Origin of the sequence: Niallia sp. (assembly GCF_031978665.1) — a bacterium.
In the GTDB taxonomy this organism is placed as follows: Bacteria; Bacillota; Bacilli; order Bacillales; family Cytobacillaceae; genus Niallia.
On sequence record NZ_DALZDK010000041.1, the window covers coordinates 19,672 to 41,037 of the forward strand.

The following is a 21,366-nucleotide window of genomic DNA, read 5'->3' on the forward strand; positions in this document are numbered from 1 at the left end:
CTCCCATGATCCATTTTCTCACAACGGAAAACATCGCTGCCGTTGCCGGAAAAAAACCGAAGATCCCGAGTCCCAGAAACGTACATCCCATCCAGAGTGCGTTCACATACATTAGCTTTGCTATTGCATTGCTCCAATGATATACCCGAGAAAAAAGTCCATCCATTTTTCTCCCTCCTTTATTTGCATTATTTATATCCCCTATTCACAAGAAAATGCCATCCGCAAAGGAATAGTGATAAAGCACGGGTCTTTACCTTCTATTCCTTATCGAATAGCTCTTATATATTAGTTTGCTTGATAACGCTCATATGCTGCTTTTTCTACTTCTAAATATTGCTCTTGTCCCATTTGTTTTACTTGCTCTACATATTGATCCCATTCGCTAAAATCCTTATCTCCTGCAATGAATGCTGCTTCTGTTTCGTTAATGAATGTTTCTAAATCTGCTCCATTTGATTGCTTAAATTTCAGCTCATCATCTGTGTAGTTAAAGCCATTCCAAATTTCTTCTGGTGCATCTGTCTCTACTTTTTTCCCAACAGCTAGTGAGCTTGGCAAAGCCTCAGAGCCTCCAAAGTATTTCTCCTGTGCGTATCCAGGGTAGCTTCCACCCATCCACGTAACATATGGTGTGAGAGCTTGGTCAAAGGTTAATCCATCTGGATTATTTGTGATTTCTTCTGTGAATTGCGGTTTTTCCTCCCCATTTTTTTCATAGGTTACTCCTTCTACTCCCATAAATTGCAGGGTTGCACCTTCCTCGCCGAAGAAATAGTCCATCCAGCGAATCGTTGCTTGCGGATTCTCATTTTTATTTGTAATCGCGAATGCTCCTACATGCACAAGCGGTGATTTCACATGACTATATAATGTATCTCCATGGGGTCCTTCTAATCCACCTAAGCCAATATAATCCTTCTGATTTGTAAATACTGTCTCTGGGTTCGGAACAATCGCTGTTCCTAGAATTCCTTGAGATCCTTTTGCATTTAATTTATTATCATCCATTGTGTAAATCTCGCCATCAATTAAGCCCTCTTTACTCAATTTATGAATAAACTCTAGCACTTCTTTAAAGCGGTCATCTGTGCGGAAAAATCGCAATTCATCCGTTTCGGGATCCACATCGACAAATTTATGTCCGACTCCTCTTGTCCCAACACCCCATGATCCTTTAATCGAGTCTGTGATTTGGGCAATACTTGTCGCACTTAAAGGAATTTCATCCTTTTGCCCATTTCCATTAAGATCTGTTTCTTTTACTGCCTTTAAATAAGCATACAATTCCTCGATCGTTTTCGGCTCTTCCATTCCTAACTGCTCTAGCCATTCTCCCTTCACCCAAATTGGCTTCCCAATTAACATCGGCAAAAAGTCTGGGCTATAGTAAGATGGCAAAGAATAAATATTTCCATCTGGCATCGTTAATCCTTTCTTAATATCTGGGTGTGCCTCCATTGCTGCCTTAATATTTGGCGCATACTCTTCAATCAAATCATTTAATGGAATGAAAATCCCCTGCTTCCCGTATTTATAAAGATCTGCCGATGGAATGCGAGCAGAATAGAAAGCATCAGGATACTCCCCACTTGCTAATGCTAGGTTTCTTTTCTCCGTTAAGGTTGCAAAAGGTACCTCGTTAAAGGTTACATTAATTCCAGACTTTTCTTGATAGGTTTTAAATACCAATGTTTCTTCATAATCATCTAAATTCGGTTCATATTTTCCTGTAAAAAATGTTAGATCAATCGGCTCCTTTACAATTGGAAAGCCTTCTTTGTTCACATTATCCACCGCTTCTGTCGAAACATTGTTTTCCTTTTTATCAGAGGATGCACTCTGTTGACACCCCGCTAACAATGATCCGCTGATTAATAATGCAGCCGAAATCGTCATGAACTTCTTTCTTTTCACATTCTTCATCTTCTTCTCCTCCTCAATATTCATCCCTTTAATGAGCCAATCATGACACCTTTTACAAAATACTTTTGCAAAAATGGATAAAGCACAAGCATTGGCAAACTAGCAACAATAACTACTGCATATTTAAGCCCTTCAATTTGCATTAGATGCTCGGAAATGGCATTATCACTTGCACTCGACATTCCTGACATATCCTCTTGAATAAGCATTTGGCGCAAATATAGCTGCAATGGAAATTTGCTTTCATCATTCAAATAAATTAGCGAATCGAAGTATGCATTCCAATGTCCAACCCCATAAAACAAAGTCATTACCGCAATAATTGGCATCGATAATGGCATCACAATTTTCATGAGAAAGGATATATTTCCACAGCCATCAATAGAGGCTGCCTCATGTAATTCATTTGGAATGCTTTGAAAAAAGGTTCTCATAATAATGACGTTATAGACAGAAACTGCCCCTGGCAGGACGATCGCCCAAATGGTATCGAGCATTCCTAAATCTTTTATCAATAAATAGGTAGGGATCATTCCCCCGCTGAAAAACATCGTAATCATAATAAAAACAGTAATAATATTTCGTCCATAAAAGTCTTTGCGGGACAAAGGGTATGCAATCATGACTGAAAACAATAAGTTAATAAACGTTCCAAAAACTGTGTAGATAATCGTATTGCGATAGCCAATTAAGATTTTCTCATTTTGAAATACCTTCACATACAAGTCGACTGTCATCTCTTTTGGAAAAAGCCAAATATCTCCTAAGACCGTCCGCGCTGGATTACTAAACGAGGCACTTAAAACATAAACCAATGGATAGATCATCAGACAAGCAATTATCCCTAACACTGTATAGTTGATAATCACAAACAGCTTATCTTTCACACTTTCTCTTTTTAACATGAAGGACTTTCCCTCCCAGGCACTTTACTTACCATAAGCTAACCTTATTTACCTTTTTGGCAGTATAATTGACTACTAATAAAATAACGAGATTCACAACGGATTCAAATAATCCAATTGCAGCAGAATAGCTATAATCCGCTCCGATTATCCCTGTCCGATAGACATGGGTGGAAATCACATCAGATGCACTCATATTTAAAGAATTTTGCATTAAAAAGACTTTTTCAAAACCAACCCCAAGAATACTTCCGCATTGCAGAATCAGCATAATGATAATCGTTGGTTTAATACCTGGAAGATTGATATGCCAGATACGCTGCAATCTACTTGCGCCATCTATTTTGGCTGCTTCATGCAGTTGCGGATCAATCGCCGACAAGGCAGCTAAATAGATGATCGAGCTCCACCCCATATTCTGCCAAACCCCTGAAAAAACAAAGATTGTTTTAAACCATCCTGGTTCTGCCATAAAGTAAATGGGCTCTCCCCCAAAAAAAACAATGACTTGATTTACAATCCCCGTTTGCGGAGATAGGAACAAATACAGAATCCCTACTACGACCACAATAGACAGAAAATGTGGCGCATAGGTAATCGTCTGGATAAACGGTTTAAAGTATTTATTCTTCACTTCATTGATCAGAAGCGCTAGAATAATCGGAATCGGAAATCCGATCGCTAATTCATACAAGCCAATTAATAAGGTGTTCGATAATAGCCGTTCAAAATAGAAGCTCTGGAAAAACCGTTCAAAATGCTCTAATCCAACCCACGGACTATTTAAAATGCCCTCCACAGCAATAAATTCCTTGAACGCAATTTGCACACCATACATGGGAATATATTTAAAGATGATAAAATAAGCGATGATTGGTGTTATTAACAAATATAAATCCCAATTTTTTCTCACTTTCATGAAGCGCTTCTTCTTTTTCCTTTCCTTTACTCCCTTCGAAGGATGCGTTGCTTTTTCAATCGCGGCTGGACTCTCCAAAATCTCCACCTTCCTTTTCGATTTAACTCAATATTAGGAATATTTCATCTTCAAAACATCCCTATAGCTAAGAAAGCTTGTCCCCTGACTTACGAATAGACTGGTAACCAATTCCCATGGGCTTCGATTAATTCATCACATAAATGCACCATATCATCGATTGATAATTCTGCTGCTGTATGTGGATCAAGCATCGCCGCTTGGTAAATATACTCTTTCTTCTTCGTAATCGCTGCTTCTACCGTTAACAGCTGGGTGTTAATATTCGTGCGGTTCAATGCCGCTAATTGCTCTGGCAGCTCTCCCACAAATGTTGGCGAAATACCACTCGCATCTACTAAACAAGGTACCTCCACACATGCCTTCGTTGGTAAATTGCTAATCAATCCACCTGTATTGAGCACATTTCCACCTATCTTAATCGGTTTATCTGTCTCCATCGCTTCCAGAATGTAGGAGCCATACTCATGGGTACGGTTATGCGAAACATCTGTATTCTCCACAAATTCCTCTCTTCTTTTCTTCCATCCTTCTATCTGATTCTCACAGCGACGCAAATACTCATCGAGCGGGATATTATAATAGCGAATCAACTCTGGATAGTTCTTTTTTATAAAGTAAGGATGATATTCAGCATTATGCTCCGATGATTCTGTCACATAATAGCCAAACCGCTCCATCAATTCAAAACGGACCTTATCATTATGTGTGATGTGCTGCTTTTCTTTTGCTCTTTGTTTAATTTCTGGATAGAGATCCTTTCCTTCTTGCGTTATTTCAAGGAGCCAAGCCATATGATTGATTCCAGCAATCTTCCACTGGATATGCTCCTTCGTCATTCCAAGTGAATCTAATAAACGATTCGCACATACTTGGACGCTATGGCATAAACCGACCGTTTTTATATTTGTGTATCTTAGCATCGCTCCCGTTATCGTAGCCATCGGATTGGTATAATTTAATAACCATGCATCAGGGCATACCTCTTCCATATCCCGCGCAAATTCAAGCATGACAGGAATCGTTCTCAGGCTGCGGAATATCCCGCCTATGCCAACTGTATCTGCTATTGTTTGGCGCAAGCCATATTTTTTCGGGATATCAAAGTCAATGACCGTACTTGGCTTATAGCCGCCAACTTGGATGGCGTTAATAACATATTTGGCACCACGCAAAGCTTCTTTTCTATCCGTGTGCACCCGTATCCTTATATTCGCGCCGACATTTTCTTTTAATTGGTTTAACATCAAGCTTGAATCATTCAATCTTTCTAAATCAATATCAAATAGCGCAAATTCAAATCCCTGCAATGCCTCTACTTGCATACAATCTCCTAAAAGATTTTTCGCAAATATCGTACTACCAGCACCTAAAAACGTGATTTTCGACATGCTTTCCTCCTCATTTCGTTAATAAAAGAGTGAAAAATAGCTAATCTTGCTATACAAAAAATTTACAAATTATCCACCTTTCACACAACACTATCTTGCTATACTCATCTTAAAATGGGACAGAAAGTCTTACAATGGTAAGATATTTTGAAAGGGTGGTAAAATGTTGCTGTCGAATAATCAATTAACTTCTTATCGAACCTATTTTTTTCGTTTTCCTGAAAAACAACAACAACGCATTGCTGGCATCTATACGCTAGGATGGGAAAAAAGAAACAGTGCTTCCTATTATTACGACGGGCTTAAACGGTCAGAGAAGGGGAAGATCATTTTTCAATATACATTAAAGGGAGAAGGAGAAATCGTAATTGATAATCAAGTAAGACGTTTAAAGCCTGGAGATGCCTTTTTTGTTAATATTCCTAGTAATCATACATACTATCTCCCTAAGGATAGTCAAGAGTGGGAATTTATTCATATTACTTTATATGGAGAAGAAGTGTGGAGAAGCTATCATGAAATAGTAAAAGACTACGGAAATATCTTACGTTTAGATGATGCTGCCTATCCGAATCAGCTTATCTTTAAGCTCTTCGACAAAGCGGCCCATGAAGAAATCAAAGATGCCTTTGAGTCTTCTTCCTTTGCCTATACATTCATCATGGAGCTTAAACGCTATCTTTTACATTCGACCCAATCCAATAAGACGATCCCAGAATCCATTTCCAATGCTGTACGATACATGCAGCATCATTATTCAAACCCAATTATTCTAGATGATATTGTCGAAGCTTCCGGGCTTAGCAAATACCATTTTTCCAGACTTTTTCAGTCTATTATGCAAACAAGCCCCATGAACTTCCTTACAAAAATCCGCCTAAACAAAGCCATTGAATTAATGAAAGACCAAGAATTAACCATTGAAGAAATTGCCTTACGAGTTGGCTATTCCAACGGAAACTATTTCACAAAAGTATTCAGATCCATCATCGGCGTTTCTCCTGGAAAGTATCGAAACAGCGAGAATTTTGTGCCATTTGATGAGATTATTGGGTTAAGTTCTCCTTTTACATAGGGAAAGTTCTAAAATAATATCGTGATGAAGCGTGCATGTAAGTACTGCTATTGCGAAAAATACATTGCTAAGGCATCTTATTAGGATGTCTTTTGTTTGGAGAATGAAGGAAAACCATTGGAGCTTTCCTTATTTGTGGGCTTCTTATTCTTATTGCTTAAAACCTACTGTGAAAATAACCCTTGATGATTGACTCTCCCCTTACAGGAGAGATTACACTTAATCCTTGAGCTTACTTATTATCAAGGAGATGGCCAATTATGTTAAGACAGAATATGACTCTATCGATTTTACTAATAAATCTATTTATTGCTTTTCTAGGCATCGGTCTTGTTATTCCTGTTACTCCTTCTATTATGAATGAGTTGCAGATTTCCGGCGCAGTTGTTGGCTATATGGTGGCGACTTTCGCAATCGCTCAGCTCATCGTTTCTCCTGTTGCTGGACGCTGGGCCGATCAATATGGAAGAAAACGAATGATCGTTATCGGACTGCTTATATTTGGGGCATCTGAATTATTATTTGGTGTTGGAAAAACGGTTAGCGTTCTTTTTATCTCTCGTATGCTTGGCGGAATTAGCGCGGCGTTTATTATGCCTGCTGTTACTGCCTTTATTGCGGATATTACCACGATGGAAGCTAGACCAAAGGCACTTGGTTATATGTCTGCCGCTATTTCTACTGGTTTTATTATTGGACCAGGATTTGGTGGCTTTTTAGCTGAAATTGGGACTCGTATGCCTTTTTATTTTGCCGGCATCTTAGGTTTTGTTGCTGCTATTCTTTCTTTTTTCGCTTTAAAAGAACCAGAACAGCGTTCAGAGGAAAAACAGAATCACGAAGATAGGATTGGATGGAAACGAATTTTTGTGCCAATGTATTTCATTTCTTTTCTGATAATCTTTATCTCTTCTTTCGGGTTATCTTCCTTTGAATCCTTATTCTCGCTCTTTGTAGATCATAAATTTGGATTTACGCCGAAGGATATTGCGATTATCATTACAGGTGGAGCAACCGTTGGCGTTATTGCACAGGTAGCTTTATTTGAAAAGCTAACAAAGTGGATGGGAGAAATTCTTCTGATTCGTTATAGTCTTCTCTTTTCCACGGCTCTTGTCGTGCTTTTAACAGTAGTTAACACGTACTTTCTCATTCTCTTTGTTACGATAATCGTTTTCGTCGGATTTGATTTAATGCGACCTGCTGTTACTAGCTATCTTTCCAAAATCGCTGGAAACGAACAAGGCTTTGTCGGCGGGATGAATTCCATGTTTACAAGCATCGGCAATGTATTTGGCCCAATTATTGGGGGGATATTATTCGATATCGATTTAAATTATCCTTTCTACTTCGCTGCTGTCTTCTTAGCAATTGGAATCGCATTAACACTCGTCTGGAAACAAAGGGCCTTAGCTAATACTTAGATTATGGAGTTGAATACAATGGAAGAGAAACTTTACTCCATTGGGGAAGTAGCCAAAGTAGCCAATATCACCATTAAAGCACTTCGCCATTACGATAAGATTGGCTTGTTTAAGCCTGCTTATGTGGACCCGAAAACCCATTATCGCTATTATCGGGATTCCCAATTATATCGGCTCGATATCATTAAATCACTGATTTCTATCGGTACCTCTCTTAGTGAAATAAAGGAAATTCAAGAAACAGCGAACTTAGATTACATCGCTTTTTTGAAAAAACAAGAAGAATTGCTAGCCGAAAAAATAGCTTCTTTACTCGAGACTCAGCATACTATTAGAGAAATACGAGAGGAATTACAAAGGCAAGAAAATCACAATCCGTTTGGGGAAGTTATTGTAACGGAAAAGGACGAACAGCACATTATTCAAACAAGGGTAAAAGATATCGGGCCCACTACAATCCTTAATCCTTCTTATAGCAATCTAAAGAAAGCCACGAAAGAAGAGTTCCGCAACAACGGATATGGTTCAGTCATCCCATTCGACCAGTATGAGAAAGTCGAAGATATTAGTTATAGCTTCCTGTATACACCCGTACCATTACGGAAGCGGATTTCTACCCTTTCAGATGATGCAGAACAATCGATTATCCCTAAAGGAACCTATGCAAGCATCAAGGTAAAATCTAGTACGTTTGAGGAATATTTTGAGGCTTTGCAGAAACTTATTAGCTATATTCAAGAGCGGAAAATAGTTGTCACAACTGACATTTATGAAACGTTCTCGATAGGACTCTATCAAAAAAAGGATGAGTACATTAGTGAATTTAGCGTACGAGTTGCGGATTAGAGGAAAATAGATTCTGCCTCACCTAAAGTAAGCGGCCTTCATTTCGTTATATCCTAACCATGGTTCAAACATAAAAAAGTCAGGTCTAACCTGACTTTTTACTTATTATGTTCTTTTGGCAGAAATAGTACTTCAAAATCTTCTAAGTTGCTTATCCCATCTGCTTCCATCTTCTCGCCAACAGCGGCTACCAATAACCGTATTCCTTCTTCCACCGTTTCTTGCTCGCTAGGCTGCAAATTGTCTAATACCGATCCCATTATTTGATGGATTGGCTTTGGGGACGTTTCTTCGATTATCTTTACCATTTTTTCCGTTAACATGATCTGCACAGATCGCTTGTCTTTCGGATTCGGCTTCTTAATGAGCATCCCTTTTTCTGTCAGTCGTTCTACAATATCCGAAACGGTGCTTTGTGTCATGCGGAGATTTCGGGTCAGCTGCTTCACACTAATTTTTTTATTTATAAAGACTTCTAGCATGACTCGTGCTTGCGGAGCAGTCACCCCATGCTCTTCTGCATGTCTCTGTAGACTCTTCATGATAAATCGATTCAAGAAATCGATTGATTCCCAAATGTACGTGGCCCTATCTACCATTCTTTAACCCCTTTCTGTAGAAATTATGTATTTGAAGAAAATTCTGCGAGTCTTTTCTTTGATTAGCTAAAAGTTAGGACGCTTCTTCAAACTGACTATTATAAAGCTCCGCATAGAATCCATTTTTCTCAATTAGTTCCTGATGCGTTCCTGCTTCGATAATATCCCCCTCTTTCATCACGAGAATTAAGTCAGCATTTTTGATTGTAGAAAGTCTATGCGCAATGACAAAGGAAGTTTTCCCTTCTGTCAGCTTATCCATTGCTTGTTGAATCAGCAATTCTGTGCGCGTATCTACTGAACTAGTTGCTTCATCAAGGATAAGCAACGGCGCCATTTTCACCATGGCACGCGCAATCGTGATAAGCTGTTTTTGCCCTGTCGATAAGCTCGTCTTATCATCCAAGATTGTATCATAGCCGTTTGGCAACGTTTGGATGAAGTGATGTAACCCTACAGCTTCGCAAGCTGCTTCCACTTCTGCATCCGATACTCCCTCTCTTGAATAGACGATATTATCGCGGATGGAGCCCTCAAATACCCACGTATCTTGGAGCACCATGCAGAAAAGATCATGGAGCGATTCTCTTGTCATTTGATTGGTTGGAACACCATCAATGGTAATTTCTCCACCATTCACCTCATAAAAACGCATAAGTAAATTAATTAAGGTTGTTTTTCCAGCTCCAGTCGGTCCTACTATCGCTACTTTCTGACCAGCTTTCACCTGTACGGAAAAGTCTTGAATAACCGTTTTATCTTCGCGATAACCGAAGCGTACATGCTTAAATTCCACATCGCCTTTGACATGCTGTAATTTTTCTTTCTTCTCCTCTTCGCTTACAAGCTCTTCTTCTGACAGAAATTCAAATACACGTCCACTTGCCGCTGCTGTTTGCTGGAGATTTGTCGCTGCTTGTGCAATTTGTTGGAGAGGCTGTGTGAATAAGCGAATATATAGCATAAAGGCAACAATCACACCAAAGGAAATACTGCCATTGACAGCAAGCACAGCGCCAACAATACATACAACCACATAGCCAAAGTTTCCAATAAACATCATTAATGGCATCATAAGCCCTGAGATAAATTGCGATTTCCAAGCACTCTCAAATAGTCTTGTATTAATCGCAAAAAAGTCATCCTTCGCCTGTTGCTCGCCATTATAAGCTTTCACCACATTATGGCCAGAATAGATTTCCTCAATATGGCCATTTAGTTTTCCAAGCTCTTGCTGCTGTTGGGCGAAGTACTTCTGTGATTTTGAGATGATAAAAAACATAAAGGCAAACCCAATAACTGTAGATAAAATAGCCGCAATTGCCATGATCCAGTTAGTATAGAACATCATGATTAAAGAACCGATGAACATGGTAACAGCCGTAATTAAGCTACTAACACTTTGGTTCATCGTTTGTCCAACCATATCGACATCATTTGTTACACGACTAAGGACATCACCTGTTGTTGTATTATCAAAATAGCTTAAAGGCAAACGATTAATTTTTCCCGAAATATCTTTTCTTAATTGTTTAGAAACTCTTTGTGTTACAGTCGCCATAATAAAGCCTTGAACATAGTTGAAAATGTAGCCTAAACCATAAAGGAACACGAGAAAAATAGCAACATCATATACCGCATCAAGATCAATTTCTCCCATTAATCCTGCTGTAATGTAGTCTGTCATTTTGCTAAGCTGGTCAGGACCAATAATACTAAAGATCGCTGCCGTCATTGCAAGGATTAAAGCCACTATAATAATGGGAAAATAGGCCTTACAATAAACTACCAGCTCCTTTAAACTCGACAAATTCATGCCCTTCGCACCTGGAGGGATTGCTTTTGTTGGTTGTTTATCCAACTCCTCTGGTTGGGAGGGATTTAGTTTCTTTTGCGCTTCTTTTTCTTGACCTTTTTTACCCAATTTCGAGTTCCTCCTTTGATAATTGTGATAAGGCAATTTCTTGATAGACATCACAATCTATCATTAACTCATCATGTGTGCCCATTCCGACCACTTCTCCCTTATCTAATACAAGAATTCGGTCAGCATCTTTAATTGTTCCAATACGCTGTGCAACGATAATGTTTGTCGCATCATGTATTTCCTCTTTTAGCTTGGAACGCAGCACGCGGTCTGTTTTATAATCCAATGCGGAAAACGAATCATCAAATAAATAGATTTCTGGATCTTTATAAATGGCACGGGCAATCGATAATCTCTGTTTCTGCCCACCTGAAAGATTGGTTCCACCTTGAGAAATCGCAGCATCATATTGTTGATCCATCTTTTCAATAAAATCCTTCCCTTGCGCAATTTCAACCGCTCGTTTGATTTCCTCGTCCTCTACCGATTGCTCTGCACCAAAAGTGACATTGGAAGAAACGGAACCACTGAACATCACTGCTTTTTGGGACACATAACCAATTTTATCTCGCAATGCTTCTAACTTATAATTTTTCACATTAAGGCCATCGACCAAAACTTCCCCATCGGTTGCTTCCATAAAGCGTGGAATCAGGTTCAGCAAGGTACTTTTCCCACTACCTGTAGAACCAATAATAGCAACGGTTTCTCCTTTGGAAGCCGTAAAACTGATATCTTTAAGAATATAATCATTCGCACCAGGATACTTAAAGCTAACGTGGCGGAATTCAATTTCTCCCTTGCTGTCTCCTTCTGTTTGTGTACCACTCTTAATTTTCACATCTGTATCCAACACTTCGTTAATTCTCTTGATCGAAACAAAAGCACGAGGAAACATAACAAATGCTATCGAGAGCATCATAAAGGCCATAATGATCTGTATCGCATAAGAAGAAAATACGACCATATCAGAGAACAATGGAAGTCTATCTGCCATAGGAGCATTATTGATTAAAACCGCTCCAATCCAATAAATAGCAAGACTTATCCCAGACATAATAAGGGAAATCGTTGGCATCATAAGAGCCATTATTCTTGTTGTAAAAAGATTCGTATCCGTCAGTTCCTTATTTGCTTTCTCAAACTTATTCTCATGGTAACGCGTTGCATTATAGGCATGCACTACACGGATACCAGATAAATTCTCTCTTGTTACCATATTAAGATTATCTGTTAACTTCTGGATTACTTTGAATTTAGGTAGTGCAACAAGAACAAGGATCGCAATTAACACTAATAGCACAGCAATCGCAACGCCAGTAGCAGCTGTCCATTCCCAGCTTTTCCCCATAATCTTGAAAACTCCCCAAACCGCAATAATCGGAGCCTTTATCACAATTTGCAAGCTTAATATAATTAGCATTTGCACTTGCATAATATCATTGGTAGAACGAGTAATTAAGCTCGCCGTAGAAAAACCTGAAAGTTCTTCCATCGAAAAAGATAAGGTTTTATCGAAAACCTTTTTACGCAGACGATTCGAAAATCCAGCAGCCACCTTTGCCGCAAAGTATACGGTTATAATTGAAGCGATCATACTTCCCACCGCACAAAGCAGCATAAATGCCCCTTCTGTTAAAACTTCACTTAACTCACTTCCTTCTGTCTGGACAAGTCTCGTGATTTCCGACATATAATCTGGAAGCTTCAAATCAAGCCATACTTGCGCAACAATAAAGATGAGCGCAAATGTTATGAACGTCCAGTCCTTCTTCTCAAAATTCTTTAAAATTTTTAACATGAATCCATTCCTCCTCATCCAGCCAAACATCATTCCATTCACTGTTCGGTTTTCTTATTAATCTTGTGTTCCAGGACCCTGTTTTATTCTGGATCCATCATTTCGTTTTTTACAGAAACTAAAAGTATATCGAATAAGATGTATCGTATCCGATATATCGCATGCGATTATATTAATGATTTTATGGATAATTGTCAAATAAAAGTATTTACCATTTATGGAACCTTTGTTGCGGGCAAAAAAACAGCCCCACTGATTTGGGGGCTAGGTTTATTTCATAATTTCTTGTAATGTGCTCTTAAAGCTATTGTAGACATATGTCCAAATAGCCGGCTCTGTTCTGTACATTTCTTTTAATTGGGCAAAGAATGCTTTTTGCTTTTCCTCAAATGCTGGATCCTCTTTTGCTGGAAGCTTCGCACGGCCTTCATTTACCATCGCTTGGACTTCTGGTGCACGAGGTCCCCACTTGCCAACTAACTCTCCTTGCTCATTTAAGATAAGCACCATCGGAATGGCTCTGCCGCCATTTGTTAAATGTCTGTCAATTAAATCTGTGTCTGCATCTCTTAATGCCACATGCATTTTGAGATCAGCTGCTTCGACTAGCTTGCGAAGAATTGGATTAATCACCATCGCATCCCCGCACCAATCTTCTGTTATCGTTAAGAAATGCAGATTGTGCTGCTTTAATTCCTCGGCAAAACCATCCTGCGGCAGTGTGAAGTTATCGTATACTTCATAGCTTGCCTCTTTTAATGTACTCATATTGTCCATATATGCTTGAATGCTTGAACCTTCTTCAAAATATTGCTGTTCTGTCTTCATTTATGTACACTCTCCTTTTTTGTGTGAGCCTTGTCTATTATTTTACTATTTATCTGGTTTTCATTCTATTTTTGCGTTCGAATCGAAATTTCCATTTTTTGATAGATGATTGTATAGTCATTTGTTACAATTATCTGTAGAAGATTTGTGGAGATGGGAGTTTATAGAGATGAAGAAATTTCTTTCAACGTTAATAATGGTTGTTATTGGGATGGTATTTGGCGGTGCGCTTGCTCTGCTTATTTTATCAGGGGAATTAAGTGTTGCTAATATAGTTGTGGGCTTCGTTTGTTTGGTTGTATTTTATATTGTACATATTATTTTGCATGAAGCAGGACATCTTATTTTTGGAAAATTAACTGGCTATTCTCTCGTTTCATTTCGCGTTTTTTCATGGATGGTTGTTGCGACCGAGAATGGCTTGGAACGGAAAAAGCTTTATGTGCCAGGCACATTAGGGCAATGTTTGATGGCTCCGCCGCCATATGTGGAAGGAAAATTTCCTTTTAAGCTGTATTTATGCGGTGGCGTGATCCTGAATTTTCTTGCGAGTGCCGTGGTTGGGTTGATTGCCTGGATTGCAGGGGAATTTCCTTTGGCAGTCAGCCTCTTTGTTCTTATCGGATTTTTTATCGGGATCACGAATATTATTCCCGCTGGATTTAACGATGGCATGACATTAAAAATGGCTTGGAATCAGGAAAGAAAGCAATGGCAGCTTTTTTCCCAGTTTTTTATCAATGCTCAAACTTCAAATGGCGTTTCTTATCAGGAGCTGCCAGATGAACTATTTGTGTTGCCTGCAGGCGATGATGGAGCTGATTATTTTTCTCAGTGGACTATCTGTATGCAACTAGCCCGAGCAATGGACCGTCTTGATTTTGAAGAGGCAAAAAGGATTAATGATTTGTTATGGGAAAGAAAAAAACAGCTCATTTCCCTTTTCAGAGTCGAGATTGCGAAGGAGCGGTTGTTTTTGTTGACTATTTTAGAGGGGGATATAGAAGAGATTCGTTCCATTTATGCGGAGAAGGAAGTTAAACGGTTTTTAGCGATAAAACAGATGAGTAATAAAAGAATTGCTGCTGCTTATGAGCTGTATGTTAATGGGAATCTGGATAAGGCTGTTGCCCTTTGCGAAGAGGGCATGGGGCTGGAACGCTATAATCCGAATGCCGCGGATGTTGTGTTGGAGAAGAAGTTGATGGGGGTTTTGTTGGGGGATTGAGGTGGCGATGGGGTTGGATGAGTGGATGTTCTGCTGGGGGTATTGATTGGGGTTTGGACAATATATTTGATTTTTGGATCATATTCGCATTTTAAAGCAGCTTCTTTAAGTTAACTTCCGTATTATTACGCATAAATAAGATGGGATTAATCAATTCCATCTTATTTATGCTGCCTCTCCTCTATTTTTTCCTCATAGAGTTAAACAACTGGGTTAAGAAGAGGTAAATTAACTCTTTTTTTATTCAAGAGCCGCTTTTATACTGCTTTGGACCATATATTTGATTTTTGGATCATATATACTCTGCTTTGGATCATATATTTAAATTTTGGATCATATCCACCTTACTTTGGATCATATATTCAAATTTTCGATCATATCCATATTTTTCGCTACCATTCATCTATTGCAAAATCATGGTTTGTAATAAACTCTGCCTTTATTGTCTCCTTTACTTGGTAAATTCATCTTTACTAGCATTTTGGAGGCGATTCCGCGTGAGGAAAGATGTACAAATTCACGAAATTCCTTATTTGTAATGGTGGATTTTATTAATAATAAGTAATCCATCACTGCCTTTTCGTGGGCAACTCCATCATATGTCTCACAGTGAGGACAACACCATTTTCTTTTTTTGCGAATCATTGCAAATTTTTCACAGGCTGGGCATTGGACGCCTGTGATAAGATCATTTGGTTGAATTCCATATTTTTTTAGTATATTAACGGTTTCGGGAGTGTTATTTTTTAAGAGGTTTTTGGATATTTTGCGGAGAATCTTTCTATCAATCGCGATCACTTTATATTTTATAGAGAGTTTTTCCCATTTTTCCAAAAAACTGTGGCTGTGAATGACTTTGTCCTTAATGGCGGGATTTCCTTTTATTACGGTGGATGGATTGCTAAAGATTACTAAAAATTCGATGGGAATTGGTGGGAAGTTGTGCAGCATGAAGTATGTTTGCAATTGACGCTGGTGTCTTTTTGCTTGAGATATAGGATCAGAAAACCCTTCTTCCTTTTCATCAACTTTGCGAATCATTTGATTAAACTTAGCATCAAAGTAAACCTCTCCATAATAATTTTTGCATTCAACAATGAGGCAAAACCGCTGTGTCAGAATGAGATAGTCTATCTGAAAATACGATTTTCCATCGTAAAGGCGGAGATTATGAATGATGAGACAATCTTTTTCCGGCAGAAATTGCAGATAATACTTCATTTCTTTTTCTCCACGAAAACCAGCTAAAAGTTTCCTTAAGTCTTCCATTACATTCGGTCTAAGTTTATGCGTTTCTTTTAACCTATTGATGAGCACCTCCGTGGATTTCAATCGATCACTCTTGCAAATTTCGTTTAAGAACAATTTCCCACTTCCTTTCTTGTTTTCTACATTATTATTCTATTTAATTGCTTAAAATCCCTTTTTGGAGGGGAGCGGAATTTGGGTTTGGCTGATATATTGGTATTTGGCTGATTTCCCCTTTTGTTTGGCTGATATCTTCACACTTTGGCTGATTCCGCCTCTTGTTTGGCTGATATCTTCATTTTCCCACTACCATTCACTGTCCCTCAACCAATTCCCCCCGCTCAACTCCTTAATCCTACTTAACTTTTACCACTCAAAACTCCTCATAAACAGCTGGATCCTGATTGGCAATCCGTCCGTCTTCGCGCGTTAGCCCGGAAATTTGCTGCATTTGCTCGTCTGTTAACTGAAAATCGAATATTTCTAGGTTTTCTTGTTGTCGTTGTGGGGAGCTTGATTTTGGAATTGGCAATGCTCCTAGTTGGGTGTGCCATCTTAGGATGACCTGGGAGATGGTTTTGCCGTGTTCTTCTGCTATTTGTTGAATCGTTTCATTTTCCAAGACATTATTTGCTCGACCGAGTGGGCTCCATGATTCTGTGATAATACCATTCTCTTTGTCGTAGGCTAGTTGCTCTTTTTGTGAAAAAAATGGATGTAGTTCTACTTGGTTAATGCTTGGCAATATGCCGGTTTCTTTTTTCAAGCGCTCGAGATGCTCTGGCAAGAAGTTGCACACGCCGATGGAGCGGATGAGTCCCCACTTTTGTGCGTCAATTAAGGCTTGCCATGCTTCTACGTATAAATCTGTTTTAGGGTTTGGCCAGTGAATAAGGAATATATCGTAATAGTCTAATTTTGTGCGGTAGAGTGATTCTTGGATGGTATAGATAGCTTTGTCGTATTGGTGATGTCTTCCCGGAAGCTTGGAGGTAATGAATAATTGCTCTCTGCTCACCGTACTACGGCGAACTGCTTCTCCTACAGCTCCCTCATTTTCGTAATTGAAAGCAGAGTCGAGCAAGCAATAGCCCATGTCAATTGCCGATGTCATCGCCTGAACCCCTGACGCTCCTCGCAAATTATAGGTGCCAAGACCAATGGCAGGAATAACAAGCCCATCGTTTAGTGTGATTTGTGGAATATTTGTATGCATGATTGATATCCTCCTTCTATGAATTAGAAAAGATTTCCTCATCTAAAAAGTATAGAGGATAACGGCTAAGAAATTCTAGTGATATGCTTTCCTCTCCCCTCTTTCCAAAAATTTATCTTTACTTCAAAATAATTGTACGTTCATTCCCTCATGATATGTTAAAATATTGGATATATACAAAAAACTGTATAGGGAGGGAAAAGCATGAAAAGTACAGGAATTGTTCGGAAAGTGGATGAATTGGGGCGTATTGTTATTCCAAGGGAATTGCGCAGAACGTTAGGAATTGAAATTAAGGATCCTTTAGAAATCTTTGTGGAAGGGGAAAAAATCGTCTTCCAGAAATATAAAGCTTTTGAAGAATGTGCTATTACCGGGGAAGTTTCCGAGGAGAATATCACGGTCGGTAACGGTAAGCTTGTATTAAGCAAAGAAGGCGCAGAATTATTAATGAAAGAATTAGCATCGGTCTTTTCAAATGATTCTCAGAAGTAACGTTAATCACGTCTCATAATAGGACAATTCCCTCACTTTTGCCTAACAGATGGAATTGTCTTTTTTCATTTACTGTCTTGGAGCAAACAGCATCACACCTACCCCTACTAGGCAAATTCCTGCGCCTATCCAATCATAGATATCTGGCGTTTTTCGATCTATCCCCCATCCCCATAAAACAGATAGAACGATAAAGATGCCTCCATATGCAGCATATACCCTACCAAAAGACATAAACGTTTGAAATGTCGCAATGATTCCATATAAAACAAGAGATATTCCGCCAAAAATCCCCCAATAATAGGACTTTCCTTCACGAAGCCATTGCCAAATAAGATAGCCTCCACCGATTTCCGCGAGGCCAGCTAATAAAAAAATAAGTATTGTCATGATAAACCACCCTACTATCCGGTTTTCCAATCATTATACCAAATAATAGGGTGATTAATCTTTTCTTACCCTCTTACTTTTATCAATCATTTCCAGCATAAATTTATGAAAAAGCATCAGTATCACATAAAGAACAGGATATGTAAAAATAGAATATGCTTGTTTCCATCCATTTAAATAAAAGGTTCCACTCCAAATAAAGAGGGTTTCATAAACCATTGCAATGACTCCCCAAATAAAAATATAGACTATCTTTTTCATAAGAATATTTTTATATGGAAAGAAATTTAGAAAAATAACATTGATTGCGGGATAGATTCCAAAAATGTAGATAATAGTCTCCCAATCAGTTCCTTTATCGAAATAACCATAATAGTCATATTTCAAACTAAGATAAGTATCTGTTAGTAACTGAAGTAATGTGGCAAATAATGTCGTTGTCAATATTTCAATAGGGGTTAGCCGTTTAGGAATAAAATAAGCAATAGCATTAAATAAGATGACCATAACAATAAGAAAGAACATAAAATGACTCCTGTCTATATTGACTTGTTCATTCTTATCCTTGCCAAAAATAGATAAATTACTCTTATTCTCTATCGGCTTCCTGCCACTTCATAAATAATCTTGTCACCAAATATCCACCAATATATAAAAGGAGATAAATCAAAAAGATATAGAAAAAATTAACCCATTTATAGCTTTCAAATAACCCAATAGCAGTTAAAAGCGGTTTAAAACCAAAACCAAATACAATCGCTAAAAGCGTTGCATAAAGATAAAAGTTTTTATCATGCTTCAATGTCCATTGAAATACTAGCATAATAGCTATTGGAATAATTGAACCATCTAGCGAAAAGCTCGGTAAAAACGGCAGAAGCTGATAAGGATACTCCCATAAACCAAAGCGAATGCCAATTGCATCTACATAGGAAAATAACATATGCACCGCAAACCCAAAAAAACCAACAATAAAAATACGTTTCCGATCAATAGCAAAAATTAAGACAATCAGCGGAACTACTAACATAAGCACAATCACCCAAAATTGCCATGTATCCAAACCAGAATACATACTCCAATACTCTTGAGCCTCTTTTGTATACTTCTCTTGTATAGAAACTAATCGATCAAAAAAAGAACGTTGCTGGTCATTCATCTGATCACCTCAGGAATTTATTTCATTTTTTTAGTATGGACTATATTTTAGAAAATATTTCTCTTTCCTCTCGCTTATTAAATAAGGAGAATGGGGAATGCTTCAATTAAAAGGGATTTCTAGCACTGGAGGTACTTTATGCATCATCGAATATGGAATAATCCCGTTTATTTCCGGTATTTTTTCTTTATCCTCTTATTTATTAGTATCTTATTGAATCGCTATATTCTTGCAAATCATGATAACTATTTTATCTTGTATATTTTATGTGCCATTTTTCTAGGAATTGGTTTCTATAAAAGCCCGAAATGGATTATTTTCTTGCTTATTTTTTTGGTGGTCGCTTGTAGATTTTTTTTCATCCCTGAACCATCAGCTTCTGTATCTACTTTTATTATTTATTTATTCACTTATCTGCTCATCACCCTTATTTCTGTCGGCTTTATGTCTAGAGTTCAAAGGGTACTTGAAGATAATTTAGAGTTAACAAGAGTACTCTCCAATGCGTTAGACTCTAGAGATTCCTATACGATGCATCACTCTAAAAATGTTGCAAAATATGCAATGGAGATTGCAGAAGAAATGAACTTATCCCCTTATTTATGCGAGGTTATTCATATCGGAGGACTCCTTCATGATATTGGGAAAATCGGCATACCGGAGCATGTCCTAACGAAACCTGGAAAATTGAATGAAGCAGAATATGAATTAATAAAAACACACACGACAAAAGGATACGAAATCATTAAACACGTTAAGCAATATAAAAACAATGGCATATTAGACATTGTTTTATATCACCATGAGCGATTTGATGGAACAGGCTACCCCAAAGGATTACAAGGAGAAGAAATTCCATTAGTCGCCCGCATCGTTGCCGTAGCAGACAGCTTCGACGCCATGTCTTCCCAGCGCGTCTATCGAAAAAAGCTTTCCTTAGAAGCTATTCTCCTAGAAATAGAAGCCAACAAAGGAAAACAGTTCGATCCAATCGTAGTCGAAGCCTTTCTATCCTTATTCGAGGACGATAAAAACCTATTAATAGAAGAAAATTAAAAGCAAAAAATAGATTCATTTGGAGGAGACGGAGTAAAGCCGCTCAATGGTATTCTCGGAATTTTCCCCAAAAATAAATCCAAACTTTCTACCCATACCAAAACAATTGACTAAAAAGTAAAAATATGCGAAAATCCAATAGTTCGTATACGAACAGTTTCGATAAAAACAAAAGAAAGGGAGAACATTCAGATGAACGGGTCGTTAAATAACGAATTAATTCGCTCCTATTCCCGCATTAATAAAGCCTACAACAATCTCGTCCAGATTGATGCGAAAAAATTGGATTTAACAGCCGTACAACTTAAAACACTGTACAGGATTTACTTCCAGCCCAATATCGGAATCGGAGAACTGGCCACGAAATTATCCTTAACCAAAAGTACCGTTAGCGGAATTATCGATCGACTATCCCAACGACAATTAATTGAACGAACCATTCCTGAAGACAATCGTCGAGCGGTAAACATCCAACTAACGGAAGAAGGACACAGCGTCATGAAACAATACTTCGCTGGAACGTCCACTCTATCTAAAAAAATCAGAGAAGTAATGGAGCTTCCAGAAGAAGAACTAAACAAAATACTAGAACTAAATGGGAAAATATTAGCCATTTTAAGTGAAATTGAGGAGGAACAACCATGAATAGTAAACGCATGATTTTATTAAACATTATCCTTTTAATCATTTTAGTAGGAGGAGGATTTGCCGGCTATTACTTCTACGACCAATCTATCTCCTATATTAAAACAGATAATGCCCAAATTGCCGGACAACAAATCAGCATCGCTTCCCCAGCTGCAGGAAAATTAACTGAATGGAAAGGCGACACAGGTACATCGTTTAACAAAAACCAAAAAATCGGTACTGTCGAAGTTGTAACCGAATCAGGTACAAAGAAAATGGATATTACTG

21 protein-coding genes and 1 pseudogene are annotated in these 21,366 nt (G+C 38.2%); 8 read left to right on the top strand and 14 right to left on the bottom strand.

All coding sequences use genetic code 11. The features are described 5' to 3' along the window. The 5 genes from RTL21_RS23265 to melA form a co-directional block, all read right to left on the bottom strand. Positions 1–166: DUF624 domain-containing protein (locus RTL21_RS23265; protein WP_396954475.1), on the bottom strand; the 166-nt coding region annotated here is incomplete at its 3' end. Between the two features lie 122 nt (positions 167–288). Next, the gene (locus tag RTL21_RS19575) at positions 289–1,926 is read right to left on the bottom strand and encodes an extracellular solute-binding protein (protein WP_312098350.1); all 1,638 of its coding nucleotides are present in this window, start codon (positions 1,924–1,926) and stop codon (positions 289–291) included. A gap of 20 nt (positions 1,927–1,946) precedes the next feature. Continuing rightward, positions 1,947–2,831, bottom strand: coding sequence for a carbohydrate ABC transporter permease (locus RTL21_RS19580; RefSeq protein WP_312098352.1), 885 nt, complete (start codon positions 2,829–2,831; stop codon positions 1,947–1,949). A 28-nt stretch (positions 2,832–2,859) separates the two neighbouring features. Next, the gene (locus tag RTL21_RS19585) at positions 2,860–3,750 is read right to left on the bottom strand and encodes an ABC transporter permease (RefSeq protein WP_312098382.1); all 891 of its coding nucleotides are present in this window, start codon (positions 3,748–3,750) and stop codon (positions 2,860–2,862) included. Between the two features lie 167 nt (positions 3,751–3,917). Further along, positions 3,918–5,219 (bottom strand): alpha-glucosidase/alpha-galactosidase, encoded by a 1,302-nt coding sequence (melA, locus tag RTL21_RS19590; RefSeq protein WP_312098354.1) that lies wholly within the window; start codon positions 5,217–5,219, stop codon positions 3,918–3,920. Positions 5,220–5,385: 166 nt separating this feature from the next. Between melA and RTL21_RS19595 the strand changes: the two genes are divergently transcribed. The 3 genes from RTL21_RS19595 (at position 5,386) to RTL21_RS19605 (ending at position 8,564) form a co-directional block, all read left to right on the top strand. Beyond that, complete coding sequence (locus tag RTL21_RS19595; protein WP_312098355.1) at positions 5,386–6,294, top strand: AraC family transcriptional regulator; 909 nt, start codon at positions 5,386–5,388, stop codon at positions 6,292–6,294. Positions 6,295–6,554: 260 nt separating this feature from the next. Then, positions 6,555–7,718: an MFS transporter gene (locus tag RTL21_RS19600; protein WP_312098356.1), complete on the top strand. Its 1,164-nt coding sequence runs from the start codon at positions 6,555–6,557 to the stop codon at positions 7,716–7,718. Between the two features lie 18 nt (positions 7,719–7,736). Beyond that, complete coding sequence (locus RTL21_RS19605; protein ID WP_312098357.1) at positions 7,737–8,564, top strand: MerR family transcriptional regulator; 828 nt, start codon at positions 7,737–7,739, stop codon at positions 8,562–8,564. A gap of 98 nt (positions 8,565–8,662) precedes the next feature. Here RTL21_RS19605 and RTL21_RS19610 read toward each other — a convergent pair whose 3' ends face one another. The 4 genes from RTL21_RS19610 to RTL21_RS19625 form a co-directional block, all read right to left on the bottom strand. Next, entirely contained in the window at positions 8,663–9,163 is a 501-nt protein-coding gene (locus RTL21_RS19610) for a MarR family winged helix-turn-helix transcriptional regulator (RefSeq protein ID WP_312098359.1), read from the bottom strand. A gap of 73 nt (positions 9,164–9,236) precedes the next feature. Then, entirely contained in the window at positions 9,237–11,024 is a 1,788-nt protein-coding gene (locus RTL21_RS19615; RefSeq protein WP_396954476.1) for an ABC transporter ATP-binding protein, read from the bottom strand. A gap of 55 nt (positions 11,025–11,079) precedes the next feature. Further along, positions 11,080–12,831 (bottom strand): ABC transporter ATP-binding protein, encoded by a 1,752-nt coding sequence (locus RTL21_RS19620; protein WP_312098361.1) that lies wholly within the window; start codon positions 12,829–12,831, stop codon positions 11,080–11,082. A gap of 270 nt (positions 12,832–13,101) precedes the next feature. Further along, on the bottom strand, positions 13,102–13,659 hold the full coding sequence (locus RTL21_RS19625; RefSeq protein WP_312098362.1) for a thioredoxin family protein: 558 nt from the start codon (positions 13,657–13,659) through the stop codon (positions 13,102–13,104). A 169-nt stretch (positions 13,660–13,828) separates the two neighbouring features. Between RTL21_RS19625 and RTL21_RS19630 the strand changes: the two genes are divergently transcribed. Beyond that, positions 13,829–14,887, top strand: coding sequence for a hypothetical protein (locus RTL21_RS19630; protein WP_312098363.1), 1,059 nt, complete (start codon positions 13,829–13,831; stop codon positions 14,885–14,887). A gap of 414 nt (positions 14,888–15,301) precedes the next feature. Here RTL21_RS19630 and RTL21_RS19635 read toward each other — a convergent pair whose 3' ends face one another. Together RTL21_RS19635 and RTL21_RS19640 are read right to left on the bottom strand one after the other, a co-directional pair. Then, entirely contained in the window at positions 15,302–16,219 is a 918-nt protein-coding gene (locus RTL21_RS19635) for a nuclease-related domain-containing protein (protein ID WP_312098365.1), read from the bottom strand. A 289-nt stretch (positions 16,220–16,508) separates the two neighbouring features. Next, a complete protein-coding gene (locus RTL21_RS19640; RefSeq protein ID WP_312098366.1) occupies positions 16,509–17,351 on the bottom strand; it encodes an aldo/keto reductase in 843 nt (280 codons plus the stop codon). Between the two features lie 204 nt (positions 17,352–17,555). On the opposite strand from RTL21_RS19640, the gene RTL21_RS19645 reads away from it, so the two are divergent. Continuing rightward, positions 17,556–17,846: an AbrB/MazE/SpoVT family DNA-binding domain-containing protein gene (locus RTL21_RS19645; RefSeq protein WP_312098367.1), complete on the top strand. Its 291-nt coding sequence runs from the start codon at positions 17,556–17,558 to the stop codon at positions 17,844–17,846. A gap of 69 nt (positions 17,847–17,915) precedes the next feature. Here the strand turns inward: RTL21_RS19645 and RTL21_RS19650 are convergent, their stop codons facing one another. The 3 genes from RTL21_RS19650 to RTL21_RS19660 form a co-directional block, all read right to left on the bottom strand. After that, complete coding sequence (locus RTL21_RS19650) at positions 17,916–18,236, bottom strand: YnfA family protein (RefSeq protein ID WP_312098368.1); 321 nt, start codon at positions 18,234–18,236, stop codon at positions 17,916–17,918. A gap of 54 nt (positions 18,237–18,290) precedes the next feature. Continuing rightward, positions 18,291–18,761: a CBO0543 family protein gene (locus tag RTL21_RS19655; RefSeq protein WP_312098369.1), complete on the bottom strand. Its 471-nt coding sequence runs from the start codon at positions 18,759–18,761 to the stop codon at positions 18,291–18,293. Between the two features lie 64 nt (positions 18,762–18,825). Further along, a complete protein-coding gene (locus tag RTL21_RS19660; protein WP_312098371.1) occupies positions 18,826–19,395 on the bottom strand; it encodes a CBO0543 family protein in 570 nt (189 codons plus the stop codon). 138 nt (positions 19,396–19,533) lie between these two features. On the opposite strand from RTL21_RS19660, the gene RTL21_RS19665 reads away from it, so the two are divergent. From RTL21_RS19665 to RTL21_RS19675, 3 genes and pseudogenes are all read left to right on the top strand, one after another. After that, entirely contained in the window at positions 19,534–20,451 is a 918-nt protein-coding gene (locus tag RTL21_RS19665; protein ID WP_312098373.1) for an HD-GYP domain-containing protein, read from the top strand. 192 nt (positions 20,452–20,643) lie between these two features. Next, entirely contained in the window at positions 20,644–21,096 is a 453-nt protein-coding gene (locus RTL21_RS19670; protein ID WP_312098375.1) for a MarR family winged helix-turn-helix transcriptional regulator, read from the top strand. Further along, a pseudogene (locus RTL21_RS19675) lies at positions 21,093–21,366 on the top strand (HlyD family secretion protein); the annotation flags it as partial. The gene RTL21_RS19670 and the pseudogene RTL21_RS19675, both read left to right, overlap by 4 nt.